A 19,552-nucleotide genomic window follows, 5' to 3' on the forward strand; every position below is an offset into this window, starting at 1 on the left:
AAGTTACCGTCCAGTCGGAAGCCGCCGAGCTGCCGCTGCCTGTGTTTGGTGAACCGGACTATCCGGAAGAGATCCGCCTGACGCATCGCTATCTCGATCTGCGCCGCGAGACGCTGCATAAGAACATGATCCTGCGCAGTCAGGTGATCGCCAGCCTGCGCCGCCGCATGCTCGAACAGGGCTTCACGGAATACCAGACGCCGATCCTGACGGCGTCGAGCCCTGAAGGCGCGCGCGACTTCCTCGTGCCGAGCCGTATCCATCCGGGCGAGTTCTACGCGCTGCCGCAGGCGCCGCAGCAGTTCAAACAATTGCTGATGGTGTCGGGGTTCGACCGCTACTTCCAGATTGCGCCTTGTTTCCGCGATGAAGACGCGCGCGCAGACCGCTCACCGGGCGAGTTCTATCAACTTGATATCGAAATGAGCTTTGTCACGCAGGAGGACGTGTTCAATGCGATCGAGCCCGTCATGGCGGGTGTGTTCGAGGAGTTCGCAAACTGGGAAGGCAAGGGCCGAAAAGTTCCGGATGGCGCGTTCCCGCGTATCCCCTATGCCGAAGCCATGGCGAAATACGGTTCCGACAAGCCGGACCTGCGCAACCCGATCGAACTGGCGGATGTGTCCGAATTCTTCGAGGATGACAGCAAGACGGGCTTCGGTATCTTCGCCAAGATCATTGGCGGCGGCGGACGTGTGATCGCGATCCCAGCACCCAAGGCGGCTGCGGAGAAATCCCGCAAATTCTTCGACGAACTCGACAAGTGGGCGAAGAAGGAAATGCAGGCACCAGGACTTGGCTATGCGCGTCTCAAAGAGGCCGATGGCGGCGGTGTCGACAGCCAGGATCCTGTGCTGAAGAATTTCGAACCTGTCCATCTCGCGGCGCTTCTTGAGAAGCTCGATCTGGGGGCTGGCGACGGCATCTTCTTCTCGGCCGGCAAGAAAAGCGACGCCTACAAGCTCGCAGGCGCCGCGCGGACAAAGGTTGGCGAAGAGCTGGGCCTGATCGAGGATGGCGTGTTCCGCCTCTGCTGGATCGTCGACTTCCCGATGTACGAATATGATGAAGACAACAAGAAGGTCGATTTCAGCCACAACCCGTTCTCCATGCCTCAAGGCGGAATGGATGCGTTGTTGGCTGCTGATACTGAAGAGAAGCAACTGGACCTGAAGGCTTATCAGTACGACATCGTATGTAACGGTGTGGAACTGTCCTCTGGTGCGATCCGGAACCACAGCCCGGAACTGATGCTGAAAGCGTTCGAGCTGGCAGGTTATGGCCCTGACGTTGTGGAAGCGGAGTTTGGCGGCATGCTGAACGCATTCCGCTACGGCGCGCCGCCACATGGTGGCATTGCGCCGGGCGTAGACCGGATCGTCATGCTGCTCGCTGATGCCGAGAATATCCGCGACGTTACGCTGTTCCCGATGAACCAGCAGGCGCGTGACCTGATGATGCAGGCCCCGAGCCCTGTGGACGAAAAGCAGCTCAAAGAGCTTCACATTCGCCTTGCGCCGCAGATGAAGTCGTAAGCATTACGCCGCATCCCAAATTACAAAGGGCGGAGGGCCAAGCGCTCCGCCCTTTTCATTGACTTGCGTTTGCAAGTCTATTTGCTGGCAAAGGCCGCAGGCGCGACGGCTGTGCCGCAGAGCGGCAGGGTAAGGGTCGCTGGAAGGGTGGAACTGAGCGAGACGCACGCGCCCTCGAAGTCTGCGGTTTCAGCGCCTTTCAGGCCGGACAGGTCGGCGTCAATGAAGCGGACGTCCTTGAATGAGGCGCCATGCACAGCCGCGTTCCGCAGTTGGGAACCGGTCATGTTTGAGCCGTTGAAGACGGCGCCAGCCAGAATCGTTTCGTTTAGCCAGGACCCGGTGAGATTGGCACCTGACAGGTCTGCCGATTCCATCCGGGATCCCGTCAGGTCTGCCGAAGCAAAATTGGCTCCAACAAGCAAGGCGGTTTGAAGATTCGCGCCGCGAACATTTGCGCTCCGAAAATCAGCTCCAGATGCCTGAATACCCTGAAGGCGTGCATCAGACAGAATGGCTCCAGCGAATTGAGCAGAGGTAAGAATGGCGCCCCGCATGTCTGCGCTGGTCGCATTAGCGTTCTCAAAATTGGCATTGCCAGCCTGAACACCGCGCATGAAAGCGTATTCCATGTTCGCGCTGGAATAGTTTCCGCCAGCGAGGGACCAGCCAGTCAAATTCTTGCCGGATAGGTCACACTCCCCGCAGGCGCCTGCATAACCGGGGGACCAGGCCACGGGTTGACTCTGTGCCTGTGCCGACAAGGCGACAAAGGACATGGCGGATGCGGTAAGAAGTGCATGTACCAAGCGGATCATGGAACATGGATAACGCCTGATTTTGTTACCCCAAACTGAACAAACAGTAAGGACTGCCTAAAACACGGGAAGTGTTGCAATTCCGCCATGCCTTGGAAGACAGCGATTAACCGAAATTCGGAGAAAGAACCGCCGGTTTCTATTGATCATCTTGAAGTAATCAGGACGGAACTTCGCTCGTATCCTGTAATTCCTGCCCACACGTATCGCACTCGGCATCCCCGTCCTCGCTGATCTGGAACAGTGTGAAGCTGCCACAATTCGGGCACGCGTCGGTGAGGTAGGCTGGCGCGTTCAACGTCTCATCGTCGCCCTCCTCACCGGAAAGCTTTTCTTCGCGTTTCTTGTCCAGGATGACGATATTGTCCGGCAATTGCCCGCGTGAGAAGCCACGTGAGATCAACTGGGCGGCTTCTTCCGTAAACTCTGCGGTTTCGCGGGTTCCGTCCCCAGCGCCCCGACCGAGGCCGTCATGGGTGACATCGGCTTCGGCGAGGTCGTCCCGGCCGAGATAGGACACGGCGAGTTCGCGGAAGATGTAGTCTAGAATGGAGGTCGCTTTGGTAATGCGATCATTGCCGGTGACGGCACCAGCCGGCTCGAACCGGGTAAACACGAAGGCGTCGACGAATTCCTCCAGCGGCACACCGTATTGCAGACCGATAGAGGTGGCGATCGCAAAATTGTTCATCAGGCTCCGGAAAGCGGCGCCTTCTTTATGCATATCAAGGAAGATCTCCCCGAGCGCGCCATCATCAAACTCGCCCGTATGGAGGTAGACCTTGTGACCGCCGACTGATGCCTTCTGGATATAGCCTTTTCGGCGATCAGGGAGTCGGGTACGGGCATTTGGACCGTGACCCGTGAGAGCCGAACTTTGAGGGGATTCGTGTGGAATCTCGGCCTCTGCCGCCAGCTCGTCGGCGAGGCTGAGAATATGGTCCATGCGCTCGGCCACTTCTTCGTTTGCCGATGCCCGTATGCCGATCAACAGGGCGGACAGGCCTGCCTCGATAGCCTTGTCGGCCAAATCCAGACCGTCTCGCCCATTCACCCGGACGGTCGTCTGCCCGCCAAGCGCTTCGGAACACGCCATCGCGAAAGCCAGTTCAGCTTCTGCACCAACAGAAAGGTCCAGCCCGCATTGGCGAAAGGCCTGGGTGGCAACATCTTCGACCGTACCGTCAACGGCAGCTTCAGCATTTGAAATATCTTTTCTGGAGAACCCCATCGCGGAGAGAAGTGCGAGACCATCCGAATCGAAATTCTCTGGGGCCAGTTTCAGATCTTCGCTGATGATCTCGTCACCCAATACCCATCGGGAGAAGGCGGCGTTCAGGGGTAGTCCGTCGCTGAGCGCGCGTGTAACCCGGTCGAGGGCAGCTTCGGAGAAGCCGCGGTCTCGCAAACGGTCTGCCCCAAGGGCGGCTTCCAGGTCTTCACCTCCACAATTGGCCACCCGGTCCAATATTGTTGGGAGAGATTCTGGCGCGGTACGTGATATCGCCAGTCGAGCGCATCGCGCCAGGGTCGGGCCGTCATCGGAATAGGCCAGTACGGTGCGCACAGGCCCAGCGCCCTCGCTTTCGCATTCAGGCATCAAATCGGCGAGGTCTGTGATGGGCAGAATGGCAACCGTACAGGATTTCCGGGACGTTGCTCTGCGTGCCTCGAGACCGAGTACGCTGGCATGGCCTGCCGCTAGCGATGAGCCGGCTGCATGGGCCTTTACAAGGGCACATATCGCAGCCGCTACCAAACGTCCGTCGTCGCTATCATAGGAGAGGCCAAGCGAAAGCACGGCTGCGCCGAGACCCTGTATCAGGAGCAGGCCGTCTCCGACGCTTTTGCCAGCTGCTTCCGCCACAGAGCTCAACAAATCTGTTTCGAGTCCATCGGGGCTGACTGCCAGCGCGACATCCAGCAACCGACAAGCGGTACGTGCCGGAGCGAGGTCATCCTGAGCAAGAAGGATTTCAGCGCCTTCTTTGAGGGCACTTAATAGCAGGGTGTCGAATTCCGGATCGGCCGATTCTGCGCTGAAGACTGCTGCGGGGGGAGGCTGGTTATTGGCAGCGGCGATTCTCAAGGCCTCCGCCGTGCGTGCAAAACCGTCTGGCTGACGCAGCGCTTCTTCAAGTATGTCTTGCGGTAGGCCTGATGCCACGGCCTCCGCCAATTCTGCATTGCGTGGTGCATTGCCCAAACGTTCCAGCATTTCGGCGGTGGCAATCTGGGACGCGCCGAGCAAACCAGCAGACGCATAGGCGGACGCAACATTTCTCAGAGATTCTTCAGTAATCGGCCGCCGCCGTTTTCCCGCGGCCCGGAAGGCGGTTCCGAACTCCATCTCCGGAGAAAGCAGGCCGTCAGTCTCGGCGACCTCCACAATGGACGCAATCTCTGCAGTTTTCATCAAACCCTCCCGCGAATCACCAGCGAATCACATATTCGAGCGTGACGGTTCCGGTCAGGGGTATCAACCATTCCGGCAGCAAAATTAGCGGTCAGATCATAAAAACGTGCGTCGCATTGCCTGCGGCTGCCGTATGGATTAACTGCCCGGATAACGCCATATTACGGCCAACAAGACAGGTCAGGACATCCTCACGATGCTGAAACAGATTTTTACTTGGTGGAGCGGCAATACGATCGGAGCGGCTTTTGATATCAAGCGGCGCTCTGGCTATGTCGGGACCGACGAATACGGCAACCGCTATTTCGAGGAGCGCAAGCCGTCTCTCGAAGGGCGCAAGCGTCGTTATGTGATGTACAAGGGCCTGGCCGAGCCATCCAAGGTGCCTGCGGACTGGCATGGCTGGCTGCATCATACTGTCGAAGATCCGCCCACCAAGTCGCCGCTTACGCGCCGTGAATGGGAAACGGACCACAAGCCCAATATGACGGGCACTCCTTACGCCACCAAGCCGAAGGGCAGCCTGTCGACTGACATGGCACGCCAGAAGGCATCAGGCGACTATGAGGCATGGAACCCCGATGCGTGAATCACTCTTCGAAACCCTGATTGGCGCCGCCGTGGTCGCGGTGGCTGGAATCTTCCTCTGGTTTGCGATCGACCGCGGTGGAGAAACCCAGTCGCAAGGCGATCAGTACGAGCTTGAGGCGCGCTTCAACAATGTATCGGGCATTTCGCGCGGTTCCGATGTGCGTATCGCCGGTGTGAAGGCTGGCATCGTCAAAAGCATCGTGGGTGATCCGGAGCGGTTTGAAGCGGTTGTAACGCTCAGCCTGGACGAAAAATGGGCCCTGCCGGATGATACGGATGCCCGGGTGTCGACTGACGGTCTTCTGGGCGGAGCTTATGTGGCTCTGGAACCAGGTGGCAGCTTCGACAATATCCCCCAGGATGGGTCTGGTGAGATCAAGTATACGCGTGGCAGCGTCGACCTGCTGACCCTGTTTGCGTCCTTTGCTTCAGGCAGCGGTGGTGATGGTGCGTCCGACCCGGCGGCCAGCCCAGATGCCACAGCAGACGATGCATATCCGGATGAGGATTACCAATAATGCGTATGATGGTCTCTGCACTTGCATTGGCCGCCCTCGTTGGGGGCGTCGGACACGCGGCCACCTTCGTCCAGAAGGATACGGCCACGTTGCGCGCGCTCGACAAGATTACCGGCCGCTCCACGGATATTGACGTGAAAGTGGGTGAGCCGGTTGTCTTCGGATCCCTGAAGGTCGAACTGCAGGTCTGTTACCAGACCCCGCCGGAGGAAGCGCCGGAAAGCGCAGCATTTCTCAAGATCGCCTCGACCCAGCCTGTGGCTGTTGAGACGATGGAAGCTGCTGTCGATGCGGAGGATGTCGAAACCGTCAGCGAAGATAATCCAGAACTCTTTTCGGGCTGGATGTATGCTTCATCGCCAGGACTCAGCGCGCTTGAACATCCTGTCTATGATATCTGGGTAATACGCTGCGCTGCGCCGGAGCCTGTGAAGCTCGCACCACGTCCGTCCGAAGAGGATGCGGAGTTCGAATAGAATTTGGCCTCTACAGTGAGGGCGTCTTTCAAGAGTTTCTTGAAATCCTGACGGGGTATTTCGATAAGCCCGAATTGCTCCAAGTGGGGATTATGGAACTGCGCGTCGAGCAAGACGAAACCGTCTTCGAGAAGATGCGCCACCAGATGGACCAGCGCAATCTTTGACGCGTCCGTCGCGCGTGAGAACATGCTTTCTCCAAAGAAGGCGCCGCCAAGTGCCACCCCATAAAGGCCGCCGACCAAATTGTCGCCGTCCCAGCATTCGATGGAATGGGCGTGGCCCTCGCGGTGGAGCGAGCTGTACAGATTCAGAATGGGCGAGTTGATCCAGGTGCTTTCGCGCCCCTTTGCACTCTCAGCGCACAATTCCATGACACGCGTAAAGGCCTGATCAATGGTCACGCGAAACGGATCCTGCTTGACCTTTCGGAGCAGGCGCTTGGGCACGTGGAAATCACCAAGCGGAATGATCCCTCGCATATCAGGGTCGACCAGAAACAAGTTCGGGTCATTTCGGGCATCGCCCATGGGGAAAATCCCCCGACGATAGCAAGCAAGCAGATCGGATGAACTAAACCGCTGTGACATGGAATTATATGAACCAGCGGCTTATGTGATGTCTACCCTTTGTCGATCCTTGTGGAACGCGAAAGGTGAAAAATGCTCACTTTTTTGTATCAGTTTGATTTTCAAGAAACTTTTCGAGCCAGTGAATATTGTATTCACCTTCGAGTACATCCTCATTCTCGACGAGTTCGCGGTGCAGATCCAGCGTCGTGAAGACCCCGCCGATGACCATTTCCTGCAAGGCCCGGCGAAGGCGCATGATACACTCACGGCGGGTTCGCCCGTGCACGATCAATTTGCCGATCAGCGAGTCGTAGTGAGGAGGAATGCGGTAGCCCGAATAGGCCGCACTATCGAGTCTGACATCAGGTCCGCCGGGTGCGTGGAAGTCTGTGATCAGGCCCGGGGAAGGCACGAACGTCTTTGGGTGCTCGGCATTGATCCGGCACTCGATGGCGTGACCGACCAGCATGACATCTTCCTGCCGGAATGAGAGTTCCTTCCCTTCGGCAATGCGGATTTGTTCGCGCACCAGGTCGATGCCTGTGATCATTTCGGTGACAGGGTGCTCGACCTGGAGCCGCGTGTTCATTTCGATGAAGTAGAATTTACCGTCTTCATAGAGGAACTCGACCGTACCGGCGCCGCGATAACCAAGTTTTTCCATCGCACGGGCGCAGATGCCGCCGATCTCTTCACGCTGGGCCTGATTCAGAGCAGGCGAGGGCGCTTCCTCGAAGACTTTCTGGTTACGTCGCTGCAGCGAACAATCGCGCTCCCAGAGATGGGCTACATTGCCATGCGTGTCAGCGATGATCTGGACTTCGATGTGACGCGGGCCCTGAAGATATTTCTCAAGATACACGGCATCATCACCGAATGCAGCCTTGGCTTCGGTCTTGGCGGTTCGAACGGCATTTTCGAGGTCTGCTTCAGTCTTGGCGAGCTTCATGCCTCGACCGCCGCCGCCAGCAGATGCTTTTACGAGGACCGGAAAGCCGATTTTCTTGGCGGCCTTCTTGGCTTCGGCAATAGACGACAATGCGCCTTCTGAACCGGGTACGCACGGCACGCCCGCTTCTATCATTGCGGCCTTGGCAGCGATCTTGTCGCCCATGATGCGGATATGCTCGGCCGTAGGACCAATGAACGCGAGCCCATGTGCTTCGACCATTTCGGCGAATTGGGCGTTCTCCGACAGAAAGCCGTATCCCGGATGGATCGCGTCCGCGCCGGTGATCTCGGCAGCGGCAAGGATCTGCGACTTCTTCAGATAGCTTTCGGACGATGGCGCAGGCCCGATGCAGACACTCTCGTCCGCGAGGCGCACAGCCATGGCGTCGCTGTCTGCTTCGGAATGGACGACCACGGTGGACAGTCCCATTTCCTTGCAGGCGCGGTGAATCCTCAGCGCGATCTCGCCGCGGTTTGCGATGAGAACCTTCTTGATAACGGGTTGGTCAGCCATATTACTCGATCAGAATGAGAGCTTCGCCATATTCAACTGGCTGGGCATCAGTGACGTAGATTTCTTTGACGGTACCGGCCTTGTCGGCTTCGACTGGATTGAAAGTCTTCATGGCTTCGACGAGCAAGATCGTGTCGCCCTTTTTCACCTTGTCGCCAACGCCGACGAATTGCTTCGCACCGGGTTCAGGCGACAGGTATACGGTGCCGACCATCGGAGACTTGATGGCGTTGTCAGATGTCTGAGGTGGAGCGTCTGTGGTGGCGACAGGAGCGGCTGCTGACGGAGCAGCGGCAGCCGGTGCAGCGACCGGCGCGGCCATAGCGGCCTGCACAACCGGCGCAGCAGGTTTGCTGACGCGGATGCGTAGGCCTTCATGTTCAACTTCAACTTCGCCAAGGTCTGCTTCCCGCAGAATGGCTGCGAGTTCCCGGACAAGTCCGGTATCCAGCTTGTTCTTCGTTGTGCTCATGGGATGTCAGGTCTCTTATTTGCCCGTGAGGGTCTTTGCCGCCATTAGCGCCAGCTCATAACCATAGGCGCCAAGGCCTGCAATCGTGGCCTTCACAGCGGGGGATACGTAATTCACCTGGCGGAACGCTTCGCGCGCCGCAGGATTCGACAAATGAACTTCAATTACAGGGATTTTGCACGCTTTCAGCGCGTCGTGAAGAGCAATGGATGTATGCGTGTAGGCTGCAGCATTCAGAATGATGGCGGCGCCCTTTTCAGATGCCTCCTGAATCCAGCCCACCAATTCGCCTTCATGATTCGTCTGGCGAAGCTCCAGCGGTGTTCCATCTGCCAGCGCTTCGAGACGTGCATGGATGTCAGCGAGGGTCTCGTGCCCGTAAATCTCGGGCTCGCGTGAGCCGAGAAGGTTGAGGTTTGGGCCTCCAAGGACATATACGGGCTTGGTCATAGTCTTCCGTCTTGCGCTGTAACGCCGGGCAAGGCAAGGGGGCTGGTGAACGGAGAAAACCCGAATGTTGATTACAGTCAATGGCGTATCTCGCGAAGTCGAACCTGGCCTGACGCTGGCCATGTTGGTGCTTCAACTGGCAGGCGAGTCCGACAGGGATCAGCGCGGCATTGCGATTGAGCGAAATCTCGAAATCGTGCCGAAGTCAGAGCATGCCAGCACTGTGATTGAGGACGGCGACAAGATAGAAGTGGTTCAGTTCGTGGGTGGTGGCTGATCGCTTGCGATCTCAGCTATTTGCGCCATCCAGCTCTTGCAGACCAGACAGGTTAGAATTTTGACAGATCCCCTTATCATCGCCGGCAAATCCTATAATTCCCGCCTGATCGTAGGCACGGGCAAGTATCAGACTTATCAACAGAACGCGGACGCAGCGCGGGCTGCTGGCGCGGAGATCGTCACCGTGGCTTTGCGGCGGGTGAACTTGTCGGACCCGAACGAAGAGCGGCTGACAGACTTTGTGAAACCAGACGAATTTACTTATCTGCCAAATACAGCCGGATGTTACACGGCGGATGAAGCTGTTCGCACGCTGCGCCTGGCGCGCGAGGCCGGTGGCTGGAATTTGGTGAAGCTGGAAGTGCTGGCTGACCAGAAGACGCTCTATCCGAACATGCCGGAGACGCTTGAGGCAGCCAAAGCCCTGATCGCCGATGGGTTTGAGGTCATGGTTTATTGTTCCGATGATCCGGTCTACGCGAAGATGCTGGAAGACGCAGGTTGCTGCGCGATCATGCCGCTCGGTAGCTTGATTGGGTCAGGCCTCGGAATCATGAATCCGGTCAATATCCGTCTCATTGTCGAGCAGACACGAGTGCCGGTGATTGTCGATGCGGGTGTCGGAACGGCCTCGGACGCCGCGATTGCCATGGAACTGGGCTGTGATGGCGTGCTGATGAATACGGCCATTGCCGCCGCGAAGGATCCGATCCGGATGGCCAATGCCATGAAACATGCGGTGATCGCCGGTCGAGAGTCCTATCTGGCCGGGCGGATGCCAAAAAAGATGTATGCGGATCCAAGTTCGCCGCTTGCGGGCCTGATCTGATCAGAACAACGCGAGTGCTGCGTACAGGATCAGGCACATCAAAAATCCTACCACGCTGATCAGCGTGGTAGAGACGGTCCATGTACGCAGTGTCTCACCTGGCGTGATGCCGAAGATCCGTCCAACGAGCCAAAAGCCACTATCATTCACATGGCTGCCGGTTGTTGCGCCCGCGGCAATCGCGATGGCCACAATACCTAGCTGCGGGGCGGAGAGATCGGCCATCGCCACAATGGGCGCGGTCAGGCCGGCTGACGTTATCATGGCAACCGTGGAGCTGCCTTGGGCGAGCCTCAGGATGACGGCGAGTACGTAGCCCGCCAGAAGCGGACCAAACCCCAGACCAAGCGCGGCATTTGCGATCTGCTCGCCAGCGCCTGTGTCCACAAGAACCTGCTTGAACGCGCCGCCCGCGCCAGTGACGAGGATGACTGCGCCTGTAGGCTCGAATGCGCGGGCCATCGCGTCCGACATCAATTTCCGGCTCTGGACGGTCTTTGGATAAAGCAGCAGCCAGGATGCGCCGCATGCAATCAGGAGCGCGCTAAATGGATGCCCGATGATTTCAAGCACATATTTGATGGGGCCGTCCGGCAATATTCCCGCAAGCGTGCCCAACAGAATCAGGACGAGTGGCAGCGTAATCAGGAATATGGCCCGTTCGGGCTGTGGGATGGGCCGGGTTGTATGATTGCTGGTTTCGTCCAGTTCGAAGGCCGGATTGCCGATTGGCATGCGGTTGCGCTGCTCCAAAAACGCCGCGAAGAGCGGACCGGATACGGCCAGCGCGACGCAGCCTGTTATTGCGCCGAAGAGGATAACCCAGCCCAGGTCCGCGCCTATCAGCTCCGCGATGGCGATCGGTCCCGGCGTGGGCGGTAGGAAAGCGTGGCCGACCGCGAGCCCTGCCATGAGCGGGAGACCAAGAGACATGGCGGGTTTCAGCCGGTCATGAGCCATGGTGAGGATCAGGGGTGCGAGTATGATGAGGGCGACATCGAAAAAGACAGGTGTGGACGCCAACAAGCCAATGCCGGCGATCTTCCATTGGTTCGTCTTGAAGCTGGATGAAGTAGAGAGTTTTGAAGCCAGAGCGTCGAGCGCCCCAGAGGCCTGCAGGATCGCGCCGAACAACGCGCCAAGCCCGATGACTGTGGCAATGAACCCCAGCGTGCCGCCCAGGCCTTTTGCCAATGTGTCGAAGGCTTGTTCTGGGGCCATGCCCGCGGCCAGGGCACTGAATATGCTGACCAGTAGCAGGGCCGCGAAGGCATTCATCCGCGCACGCAATATCAGCGCAAGCAGTGCCGCAATACCAAACCCGGTTGCCAGCAGGGGGCGGTAGACGAGGATCGCTTCGGTCAGCTCCATGCGAGGCCAATTGATGTCGTTCTGATGCGCATGAGTGTGTCATGTGCGGTCATGTAAAGTGTGCGGCCGTCTGCGTCGCCGAAGCAGCAATTGGCAGTTGCCTTGCCGGTGTTGATCCGGGCAAGGGGTTTGCCGTCCGAGGCCAGAAGGAACACGCCGCCCGGGCCCGTTGCAAAGATGTGACCCGAACGCGTCACAGCCATCCCGTCCGGCAGGCCCGGAGCCGTGTCGGACATGAACGGCTTGGCGTCAAAAAGCACCGAACTGGAAGAACCATCAGGTGCCATGCGCAGGATGACCGGCTGGTCGGGATCCGATTGGCTAACATAGAGTGTCTGGCTGTCTGGTGACAGCACGATGCCATTCGGGAAAGTCATTGTATCGATAAGGCGGGTGATTTCTCCATCTGGTGACAGACGGTACACGCCGTTGGCATCTTGCTCCTTCAGGGGAGAGTCATTCATGCCCTCCAGCCCATAGGGCGGATCGGTGAAGAACAGGCTTCCGTCAGGCCCTTCGACAACATCGTTTGGGCTGTTGAACTTCTTGCCATTGAACGTGGCGGCAATGATCTCACGATGCCCGGTTTCGAAGTCCATTCGTTCGACCGCGCGACGACCATGGTTGCAGATGAGAAGTGAGCCATCGTGAGAAATAGCCAATCCATTGGCGCCCGGTTCGCGGAAACCCGTCGCCTGCTCACGTGCAACGCCCGAAGGGGCCAGGAATTCCGTCGCGCCGCTGGCTTCTGACCATTTCCACGCAATGTTCTCCGGTACATCGGTAAAATACAGGCAGTTGCGTGCGCGATCCCAGACCGGCCCTTCACTCCATGTATAACCGGAGGCCAAAACCTCCAGTCTTGCGAAAATATCCAACAGGGAATGGGCTTCCGCATCGAAGATCTCGAGATCGGGATTGGACGCCTTTCCGATCGGAGTGGTGGCGCAAGCCGAAATCAGGGTGGCTGCGGCGGCAGACCCCATGAAGCCACGTCGCGTTTGTTTCATTCTACATGTGTCCTTGTGGCAATTGCGCTGGCTGGAACGTTCGTGTGGTAAGCCTGATCAATGATGACCTCCGCGCGCGCCCGAATGTCGTCAGCGGATGCACCCACCATGAATTCGATCTTACCGGGTTCTACGATCCAGCCGTCCCGTGCCGTGTAGTACGCCATCTGGTCGGGGGTCAGGGTGAAGCTCACTGTGCGGGATTCACCAGCCGGGATATGGACTCGCTTGAATCCGCGCAGTTCTCGTTTCGGTCGGGCAATCGTGGCGAGCGGATCACGCATATACAGCTGAATCACCTCATCAGAATCGACGTCTCCGGAATTTGTGACCTTGATGCTCAAGGTGAATTCATCTGCATCGGTTGTTGCGATCAGGTCACCATATTCGAAGCTGGAATAGGTCAGTCCATGACCGAAGGGGAAAAGCGGCGTGATCGGAATATCGATGAACCGGTTCGTGTCTTTCGACAGGTCCGGGTCAGCGGGGCGCCCACCGGGATATTCGGAATAGGTGTGCGGCACCGCACCGGTGCGTCGCGGAAATTCGATAGGTAGGCGACCCGCAGGGGAGACATCACCCCATATCACGTCAGACAGCGCGTTTCCGGCTTCAATGCCCAGCATCCATGTGTTGAGCACGGCATCAGCGGCTCCAACTTCCTGTTCCATTGCGAGCGGCCGTCCCGTCACCAATATGATCGTAACGGGTTTGCCGATCTCAAACATCGCCGCGGCGAGGGCGGACTGGTTCTGGGGAAGGGCAATATCTGAGCGGCTGCGCGCTTCCCCGGACAGGTCGAAATCCTCCCCGATCACCAAGAGAATATGATCGGCGGCCGACGCAATCTCCACAGCAGCCTCAATAGAAGAATCCGCGTCATTTGAAGGATGCGCGCCGGCTGCATATGTAATGGTGGTGCCGTCAGGAGCGTTTTGTTGCAGGCCCTCAAGCAATGAGACGACATCCTCGACCTTGCCTTGTGCACGCCAAGAGCCGAGCTGAGTCAGCTTGTCTTCCGCCAAGGCACCGATAACGGCGATTTTCTGAGGGGATTTGGAGAGTGGCAGAACCTGGTTTTCATTCTTCAGGAGCACCGTTGATTTCACCGCGGCTTCGCGTGCTGTGCGTCGGAATTCATGGCTCAGCAGAGTTGTCTTTTCCCGTTCTGCATCGTGATAGTCCATCGGTTCGTCAAACAGGCCCAATCGCTCTTTTGTCGTCAGTATACGGGCAACTGCCGCGTCGAGATCATGTGTCAGGCATTCATCTGACTGCACAGCGGTCTTGATCCTGGTTGGCAGGACCATGCTGGTCATGTCCATGTCGACGCCCGCGCGCAGGGCAAGCACTCCCGCCTGTTCTTCAGATTCGGCCACGCCGTGATTCATCAATTCAGCGACTGCATTCCAGTCGGACACGATCATGCCGTCAAAGCCCCACTCGCCCCGCAATACATCATCGATGAGATATTCATTGGCTGTGGACGGAACCCCGGCGACATCATTGAACGCCGTCATCATGGAGCCGGTGCCAGCCTTCGTGGCGGCGTAGAAGGGAGGCAGATAGGTTTCGAACAGGCTTTGATCGCTGATGTCAGCAGACCCATAGTCGCGGCCGCCAGTTGGGGCACCATATGCGCCGAAGTGTTTCGTCGCAGCGAGAATGGTGTTTGGGGCTGCCAGGCTTTCGCCCTGATAGCCCTCGACCTGCGCGACTGCCATACGAGACCCCAGATATGGGTCCGCACCAGCACTCTCGACGATTCTGCCCCATCGCGGGTCACGCGCAATGTCGACCATCGGGGCGAACGTCCAGTGAAGGCCTGCTGACGACGCCTCGTCAGCGGAGATGACGGTGGCTTCCCGCCAGACGTCTGGATCCCATGATGCCGCCATTGCCAGTGGTACCGGAAAAATCGTTCGGTAGCCGTGAACTACGTCCATCGCAAAGAGGAGCGGGATGCCCAGACGGCTTTCTTCAATGGCGACCTTTTGGAGCTCACCCAGCGGCTCAGCGCCCGCAACATGAAGATAGGAGCCAATCTCGCCATTCCGGACTTTGCCGAGTTCTTCAGGGGTGAGCTTTGAATTCAGCGACTTGCTGCGGCCACCTGCGGCCTGGTTTAATTGACCGAGTTTTTCATCAATAGTCATCTGGGCCACCAACGAACGTACGCGCTGTGATGCACTCGTCAGACTCACATTCGGCGTGCAGGCTCTGGCCTCGGAAATGTCAGAAACGACGGTGTCAGCGGGTGCGGTAGGCGCTTGCACAGGCGTGGCGCAAGCGGTCGCCAACAAGGTGGTCGCCAAGGCGCCAATCGCAAGCCGGCGCTTCGTGCCCGTGTAAGCATCGGTCATAATTCCCTCCCCATAAGTGTCGCGTCGACCGCGTTTCGTTAGCGCAATCATTGGGGGAGTGGCTATTTATGTCAACGCTAACATTTTCCCGTCCAAAAGAGTGTTCGATGTCTGTGACCGTTTAGTGCAGCGGGGCATTAGGTATACGTCAGGCTTTTACGAGGCCGATCTCGCGGAGCCGTTCCATGAGATAATCCTGAGCCGTGATCGGGGCTTCGGCTTTGCCGCCTTCAGCGACACAGCGAGGTAGCGCTTCGATCAGGTAATCCTGATTGAAATGCAGAAAGAAGGGCGTCGAGTAGCGCGGGAATTTTGCTCGCTCGGCAGATGGGTTAAGCACGCGGTGCGTTGTGGACGGCAGTACACCGCCCGTCAGGCGCTGTAGCATGTCTCCGCAATTGATGACCAGCGCGCCAGCGGGCGGATTAACGTCCAGCCATTCGCCTGAACTGTGCAAGACCTGGAGGCCGGCCTCCTCAGCACCCAGCAACAGCGTGATGACATTAATATCCTCATGCGCGCCGGCGCGGACCGTGCCTGCGGGTGGAGGAGTTTGCTGCGGGGGGTAGTGGAGCAGACGCAGGATCGAGTTGCCGAAATTGACCTTGTCGTCGAACCAATCCTCGGCGAGCCCAAGATGCAAGGCGACACCTTCCAGAATTTCTCGGCCCATTTCATCCAGTGCATCAAAAAGTGCGGTTGTGGCTCCGTCAAAGGCGGGTACTTCCGGGACGCTGGGTGTGTCGGCCATCGTCGCGCGATAGGGGCTGTCCTCCGGCAGGGCGCGGCCGGTGTGCCAAAATTCCTTGAGGTCGGCATGAGCGTTGCCTTTGGCGTTTTCCGTCCCAAAGGCCGTATAGCCGCGCTGGCCACCCCCTTGGCGTCCGTCATATTTCAGCTTTTCCGCGTCCGGCAGAGCAAAGAAAGCCTTGGTCGCATCCAGATTGCGGTCAATCACGCCCTGATCGACTGTATGGCCGGACACCACTGCGAACCCTGTCTCTCGAAAGGAGCGGCAGAGCGCATCTCCGAACGCTTTTTTATCGGATTTGAACAGGTCGAACGGGACGGGTTTGAAATAGTCGGTCATCATTATCGGGGTCTCTGGCAAGAATTAGAGGGGAGATTAGCACAGAGGGATGGGCCGACCATACGTAACGCCACATATGTAGCAGTTGTGCGTGCAATTGAGTTTGGCCGTGCTTTCGTGGAGATTTTGACGGCTCCACCGAATTCAGGGGCTTGCGATCAGGATGGGGTTTCTCTAGACCCCATATTCCGCGCTGGAGAGGTGGCCGAGTGGCTGAAGGCGCGCCCCTGCTAAGGTCGTCGGGGTGGCTCCACCTACCTGTATTATAAAGAGAAAATCTACAGTTTTGGAAGTTTCCCCCAGAAATCCCCCATGCATTTTTACTATAAAGTCCGTACACGTCGATAAGGGTTTCGAGTCTTCTCCATCCTCAATCACGGAACGCGATAAGAAATTTGCAAGATATTGATCTTTATCTCTCTTAGGTAGCACAGCTGCTTGTGCTGTGTCGAGAACTAGTAACAATTGTGTCTTGGTTTTGCTGACTGGCACCGCAGACGGGGGAAACAAATGAGACACAAGCCATTAGATTTACAGTCCGAAGTCAAAAGGGCCAATTTACCCGATGGCTTGAATGGCTTCCTGTTTCCAATGTTTGAGGCGGTTTCAAATGCGTTTCATTCTATCGAGGAACGCTGGGGAGATGATCTTGAGGGCCAAGGCCGTTTGGAAGTCCTTTTCGATGCTGAAAACAAGCAAATACAAGTTTCGGATAACGGAATAGGTTTCGACGACAACAATTTGTCATCGTTCTTGACGCCATTGACTGGAAAGAAATTTGAGCGCGGTGGTAAGGGGTTCGGACGCTTCATGGCGTTCAAGGTGTTCAAAGAAGTGTACTACTCTTCAAAACAGACCGCCAGCGATCAGCCTTTGCCGAATGGTGTCTACTTGTACGACCCCTTTTCAACAGAAGATAATTTGGTCCGTACCCTCAACGTCGCAGATAAAATTGTTCACGATGCCGATTGCGGTGTTGCGGTCATGTTGGGATCTCCTCTTAATGAATACGAGGACTATTTCAAACTAGACTCTAAAGACAGTGAACATAACGTGTCAGCAGAAGACGTTGTTGCGGCTGTGCTGGACCACTTCCTCATCGAGTTCCTCCAAAAGAAAGTCCCAAAGCACTTCATACTAACCATTCAGGATGTCCCATTTAATCTGTACCAGTACTTTAATGATGGGCTGTCCATTGCGGGTGAAAAAGCTGAATTTCTGCCGGTTGGGCAGGGTAGCAACTCGTTTGAGTTCACCTATTATAAAGTAGGGGCGGACCAAGCTAAGAAACATAGGCTGTATTTCTATGCGAACAATCGCGCAGCGAGCGAGCCTGAGAATATTTCTTCGAATCTGAATAAGCAGCCGTTCAGTGAAATAGTCGGCCAAGAAGAGAAAAGGTACTACTACCTAGTCGCCGTTTCGAGCGAATTTTTTAAGTCCTCTCAGTCTCGAGATCGGATTACGAACTTGCATGGAAAGATCGAATTCGACGGTAAAAAGAAATCAATCAAAGATCATCTCATTTCGCTGGCAAAAAAACACATCCTTGAAATCGAGGCCGAGTACACAGCTGGGCGCCGAAAAAAAATGAAAGAGGATGTTGATCACTTGATAGCGATCGATCCGTTGCTCAGGAGGGGTTTGGGTAACAAGACCAGTGCAGAATTTGTTCGAAAGAGAGCGATTACCGAAACCCGAGAACAGTTGGCGTCTGATCTGTTCATTGAGAGGTTCCGGCGTAAATTTGATTTCAGTAAGCTGGCCACAGACGCGAGTTTGGACAAATTAGTTTCAATCGTTCGTACACAAATTCCTGAAGATGCCAAAGAAGCACTGGCGGTCTACGTGGCTTATCGGAACCAAGTTATCCGCATATTTCGTGAGCTATTGAAAAAGCAGGAAGAGGGGCTGGCTACGGAGGATCAGGTACATCAGTTGATCTATCCAAGATACAAAGACAGCGAAGAAGTTGACTTTTCATCCCACAATCTCTGGCTCCTGGATGATGATCTCGCATATGCGCGATACATCTCTAGCGATCGCACGACTGAAAGCGCTGCACGAAATAAAGGAGAGTATGCGCACGACCTTTTGATCAACAATGAAAATGAACTGATGATTGTTGAGATGAAGAGGCCTCAAAAGAAAAGTTATGATGGCACGAAGGAAGAGAGTACGAACAATCCCATCGACCAGTTGAAACGGCAAGTTTCGGCTATAAGAAAAAAGCAGAAAGTTCTGACGTCTGGTGGACGAGAGGTTCAAATTCCTTCCGACTCCATGGTCCGGGGCTACATTCTGGCAGATTGGAATGACTCTCTCCAAACTTACCTTGAGCAAGAAGATTTCATCATAACGAACTTCGGTGGCCGAATGGCGTACCGTTATTATAACGCACTAAATATCATGATTGAGGTGCTGGCGTTTGATCGTTTGGTGGATCGAGCTTGCAACCGGAACGAGGCTTTTGTCCAGATGCTGGATGGGCGATCAAACTATGACAGAATACAAAATAGCCCGCTTAGCTCTGATTAGCGTTTAGGTACCAATCCGAATTTTCTTAATGGAATGCAGATTGCCGTCATCTCGATGCGCAATCGAGCAGATGAAGTGTTCGAAAGCTGTTCCATTTTCCCCCAGTTTTCCCCCACGTTCCACGTCTGTTCACGGCAATTGACGGCAATTGACAGCAATTCACGGCAATTGAGCCTTGCCCCAAATCCCCAATATATATAGGGATTTCAGGCGCTGGAGAGGTGGCCGAGTGGCTGAAGGCGCGCCCCTGCTAAGGGCGTATACGTTAACGCGTATCGAGGGTTCGAATCCCTTCCTCTCCGCCAGCCACCTGATGTGCTGATTTTGCTTAATAAAAACAGATAATTAGGGCGGCCACTATTTAGTGTGTAGGACAGCCGCCGTTTGAATTGTAGGACGCCTGAACGGTCAGCTCTTCTGCCGAGCACACATTGGGCAAATAAGGCCTCCATCAGAGAGTGGGTCTAAAAAAAGCCCAATCTACTGACGCTGAAATCTTTTGGCCGGTGGTGTCAGCGGAACCGGACTTGAGGTAACCAATCTTGGGGTTTAGCCTCAGGAAATGGTCAAAAACCCGTTTCGCTACTTCAAAACCTCACCTGAGATCATCCAACTCGCTGTACTCCTATATGCCCGCTTTCCGCTCTCACTTCGCAATATCGAGGATCTGCTCCACGAGCGCGGCATAGATGTCTGCCACGAAAGCGTCCGCCTATGGGTCGATCGGTTCGGGTCTTACTTCGCTCATAAGATCCGGAA

At 56.3% G+C, this 19,552-nt stretch carries 17 protein-coding genes, 1 tRNA gene and 1 pseudogene; 9 read left to right on the forward strand and 10 right to left on the reverse strand.

The window, feature by feature from the left end; genetic code table 11:
- Positions 1-1,535 (forward strand): aspartate--tRNA ligase (gene aspS, locus B4F73_RS11605; protein WP_290483322.1); only part of this gene is annotated, 1,535 nt, incomplete at its 5' end.
- A gap of 77 nt (positions 1,536-1,612) precedes the next feature.
- On the opposite strand, the gene B4F73_RS11610 is transcribed toward aspS, so the two are convergent.
- Positions 1,613-2,272, reverse strand: coding sequence for a pentapeptide repeat-containing protein (locus B4F73_RS11610; protein WP_290483323.1), 660 nt, complete (start codon positions 2,270-2,272; stop codon positions 1,613-1,615).
- A 241-nt stretch (positions 2,273-2,513) separates the two neighbouring features.
- Positions 2,514-4,769: a hypothetical protein gene (locus B4F73_RS11615; RefSeq protein WP_290483324.1), complete on the reverse strand. Its 2,256-nt coding sequence runs from the start codon at positions 4,767-4,769 to the stop codon at positions 2,514-2,516.
- A 196-nt stretch (positions 4,770-4,965) separates the two neighbouring features.
- On the opposite strand from B4F73_RS11615, the gene B4F73_RS11620 reads away from it, so the two are divergent.
- The 3 genes from B4F73_RS11620 to B4F73_RS11630 are packed head-to-tail and all read left to right on the forward strand — an operon-like array spanning position 4,966 to position 6,354.
- On the forward strand, positions 4,966-5,358 hold the full coding sequence (locus B4F73_RS11620) for an NADH:ubiquinone oxidoreductase subunit NDUFA12 (protein WP_034813292.1): 393 nt from the start codon (positions 4,966-4,968) through the stop codon (positions 5,356-5,358).
- A complete protein-coding gene (locus B4F73_RS11625) occupies positions 5,351-5,878 on the forward strand; it encodes an outer membrane lipid asymmetry maintenance protein MlaD (protein ID WP_034813290.1) in 528 nt (175 codons plus the stop codon). The genes B4F73_RS11620 and B4F73_RS11625 overlap by 8 nt, the downstream gene beginning before the upstream one ends.
- Positions 5,878-6,354 (forward strand): DUF2155 domain-containing protein, encoded by a 477-nt coding sequence (locus tag B4F73_RS11630; protein WP_290483325.1) that lies wholly within the window; start codon positions 5,878-5,880, stop codon positions 6,352-6,354. The genes B4F73_RS11625 and B4F73_RS11630 overlap by 1 nt, the downstream gene beginning before the upstream one ends.
- Here B4F73_RS11630 and aat read toward each other — a convergent pair.
- The 4 genes from aat to B4F73_RS11650 all read right to left on the reverse strand — a co-directional run bounded on the left by aat (position 6,267) and on the right by B4F73_RS11650 (position 9,313).
- Positions 6,267-6,944, reverse strand: coding sequence for a leucyl/phenylalanyl-tRNA--protein transferase (gene aat / locus B4F73_RS11635; protein WP_206993067.1), 678 nt, complete (start codon positions 6,942-6,944; stop codon positions 6,267-6,269). The two genes, B4F73_RS11630 and aat, sit on opposite strands and share 88 nt — an antisense overlap.
- 76 nt (positions 6,945-7,020) lie before the next feature.
- On the reverse strand, positions 7,021-8,391 hold the full coding sequence (gene accC / locus B4F73_RS11640) for an acetyl-CoA carboxylase biotin carboxylase subunit (RefSeq protein ID WP_034813286.1): 1,371 nt from the start codon (positions 8,389-8,391) through the stop codon (positions 7,021-7,023).
- 1 nt (position 8,392) lies between these two features.
- Entirely contained in the window at positions 8,393-8,863 is a 471-nt protein-coding gene (gene accB / locus B4F73_RS11645) for an acetyl-CoA carboxylase biotin carboxyl carrier protein (protein ID WP_206993068.1), read from the reverse strand.
- Between the two features lie 15 nt (positions 8,864-8,878).
- The gene (locus B4F73_RS11650; RefSeq protein ID WP_290479111.1) at positions 8,879-9,313 is read right to left on the reverse strand and encodes a type II 3-dehydroquinate dehydratase; all 435 of its coding nucleotides are present in this window, start codon (positions 9,311-9,313) and stop codon (positions 8,879-8,881) included.
- Positions 9,314-9,377: 64 nt separating this feature from the next.
- On the opposite strand from B4F73_RS11650, the gene thiS reads away from it, so the two are divergent.
- Positions 9,378-9,590, forward strand: coding sequence for a sulfur carrier protein ThiS (gene thiS, locus B4F73_RS11655; protein WP_206993070.1), 213 nt, complete (start codon positions 9,378-9,380; stop codon positions 9,588-9,590).
- A 60-nt stretch (positions 9,591-9,650) separates the two neighbouring features.
- Positions 9,651-10,421, forward strand: a complete 771-nt coding sequence (locus B4F73_RS11660) for a thiazole synthase (protein WP_290483326.1) — start codon at positions 9,651-9,653, stop codon at positions 10,419-10,421.
- On the opposite strand, the gene B4F73_RS11665 is transcribed toward B4F73_RS11660, so the two are convergent.
- The 4 genes from B4F73_RS11665 to B4F73_RS11680 form a co-directional block, all read right to left on the reverse strand.
- Positions 10,422-11,792: a GntP family permease gene (locus B4F73_RS11665; protein WP_290479108.1), complete on the reverse strand. Its 1,371-nt coding sequence runs from the start codon at positions 11,790-11,792 to the stop codon at positions 10,422-10,424.
- Positions 11,783-12,802, reverse strand: coding sequence for an SMP-30/gluconolactonase/LRE family protein (locus tag B4F73_RS11670; protein WP_290479107.1), 1,020 nt, complete (start codon positions 12,800-12,802; stop codon positions 11,783-11,785). The genes B4F73_RS11665 and B4F73_RS11670 overlap by 10 nt, the downstream gene beginning before the upstream one ends.
- Positions 12,799-15,165 (reverse strand): glycoside hydrolase family 3 N-terminal domain-containing protein, encoded by a 2,367-nt coding sequence (locus tag B4F73_RS11675; protein WP_290483327.1) that lies wholly within the window; start codon positions 15,163-15,165, stop codon positions 12,799-12,801. The genes B4F73_RS11670 and B4F73_RS11675 overlap by 4 nt, the downstream gene beginning before the upstream one ends.
- A 148-nt stretch (positions 15,166-15,313) precedes the next feature.
- The gene (locus tag B4F73_RS11680) at positions 15,314-16,258 is read right to left on the reverse strand and encodes an isopenicillin N synthase family dioxygenase (protein WP_290483328.1); all 945 of its coding nucleotides are present in this window, start codon (positions 16,256-16,258) and stop codon (positions 15,314-15,316) included.
- A gap of 507 nt (positions 16,259-16,765) precedes the next feature.
- Between B4F73_RS11680 and B4F73_RS11685 the strand changes: the two genes are divergently transcribed.
- The 3 genes and pseudogenes from B4F73_RS11685 to B4F73_RS11695 all read left to right on the forward strand — a co-directional run.
- Complete coding sequence (locus B4F73_RS11685; RefSeq protein ID WP_290483329.1) at positions 16,766-18,793, forward strand: ATP-binding protein; 2,028 nt, start codon at positions 16,766-16,768, stop codon at positions 18,791-18,793.
- Between the two features lie 215 nt (positions 18,794-19,008).
- A tRNA-Ser gene (locus B4F73_RS11690) sits at positions 19,009-19,098 on the forward strand.
- Between the two features lie 257 nt (positions 19,099-19,355).
- A pseudogene (locus tag B4F73_RS11695) lies at positions 19,356-19,552 on the forward strand (IS6 family transposase); the annotation flags it as partial.

This window comes from Hyphomonas sp. UBA3601, assembly GCF_002375605.1.
Classification (GTDB): Bacteria; Pseudomonadota; Alphaproteobacteria; order Caulobacterales; family Hyphomonadaceae; genus Hyphomonas.

Excerpts from the sequence above, each read along its gene's own strand:
- B4F73_RS11615 (WP_290483324.1), bottom strand. The coding sequence starts at position 4,769 with ATGAAAACTGCAGAGATTGCGTCCATTGTGGAGGTCGCCGAGACTGAC.
- B4F73_RS11620 (WP_034813292.1), top strand. The coding sequence starts at position 4,966 with ATGCTGAAACAGATTTTTACTTGGTGGAGCGGCAATACGATCGGAGCG.
- B4F73_RS11625 (WP_034813290.1), top strand. The coding sequence starts at position 5,351 with ATGCGTGAATCACTCTTCGAAACCCTGATTGGCGCCGCCGTGGTCGCG.
- B4F73_RS11630 (WP_290483325.1), top strand. The coding sequence starts at position 5,878 with ATGCGTATGATGGTCTCTGCACTTGCATTGGCCGCCCTCGTTGGGGGC.
- aat (WP_206993067.1), bottom strand. The coding sequence starts at position 6,944 with ATGTCACAGCGGTTTAGTTCATCCGATCTGCTTGCTTGCTATCGTCGG.
- accC (WP_034813286.1), bottom strand. The coding sequence starts at position 8,391 with ATGGCTGACCAACCCGTTATCAAGAAGGTTCTCATCGCAAACCGCGGC.
- accB (WP_206993068.1), bottom strand. The coding sequence starts at position 8,863 with ATGAGCACAACGAAGAACAAGCTGGATACCGGACTTGTCCGGGAACTC.
- B4F73_RS11650 (WP_290479111.1), bottom strand. The coding sequence starts at position 9,313 with ATGACCAAGCCCGTATATGTCCTTGGAGGCCCAAACCTCAACCTTCTC.
- thiS (WP_206993070.1), top strand. The coding sequence starts at position 9,378 with ATGTTGATTACAGTCAATGGCGTATCTCGCGAAGTCGAACCTGGCCTG.
- B4F73_RS11665 (WP_290479108.1), bottom strand. The coding sequence starts at position 11,792 with ATGGAGCTGACCGAAGCGATCCTCGTCTACCGCCCCCTGCTGGCAACC.
- B4F73_RS11670 (WP_290479107.1), bottom strand. The coding sequence starts at position 12,802 with ATGAAACAAACGCGACGTGGCTTCATGGGGTCTGCCGCCGCAGCCACC.
- B4F73_RS11675 (WP_290483327.1), bottom strand. The coding sequence starts at position 15,165 with ATGACCGATGCTTACACGGGCACGAAGCGCCGGCTTGCGATTGGCGCC.
- B4F73_RS11680 (WP_290483328.1), bottom strand. The coding sequence starts at position 16,258 with ATGATGACCGACTATTTCAAACCCGTCCCGTTCGACCTGTTCAAATCC.
- B4F73_RS11685 (WP_290483329.1), top strand. The coding sequence starts at position 16,766 with ATGAGACACAAGCCATTAGATTTACAGTCCGAAGTCAAAAGGGCCAAT.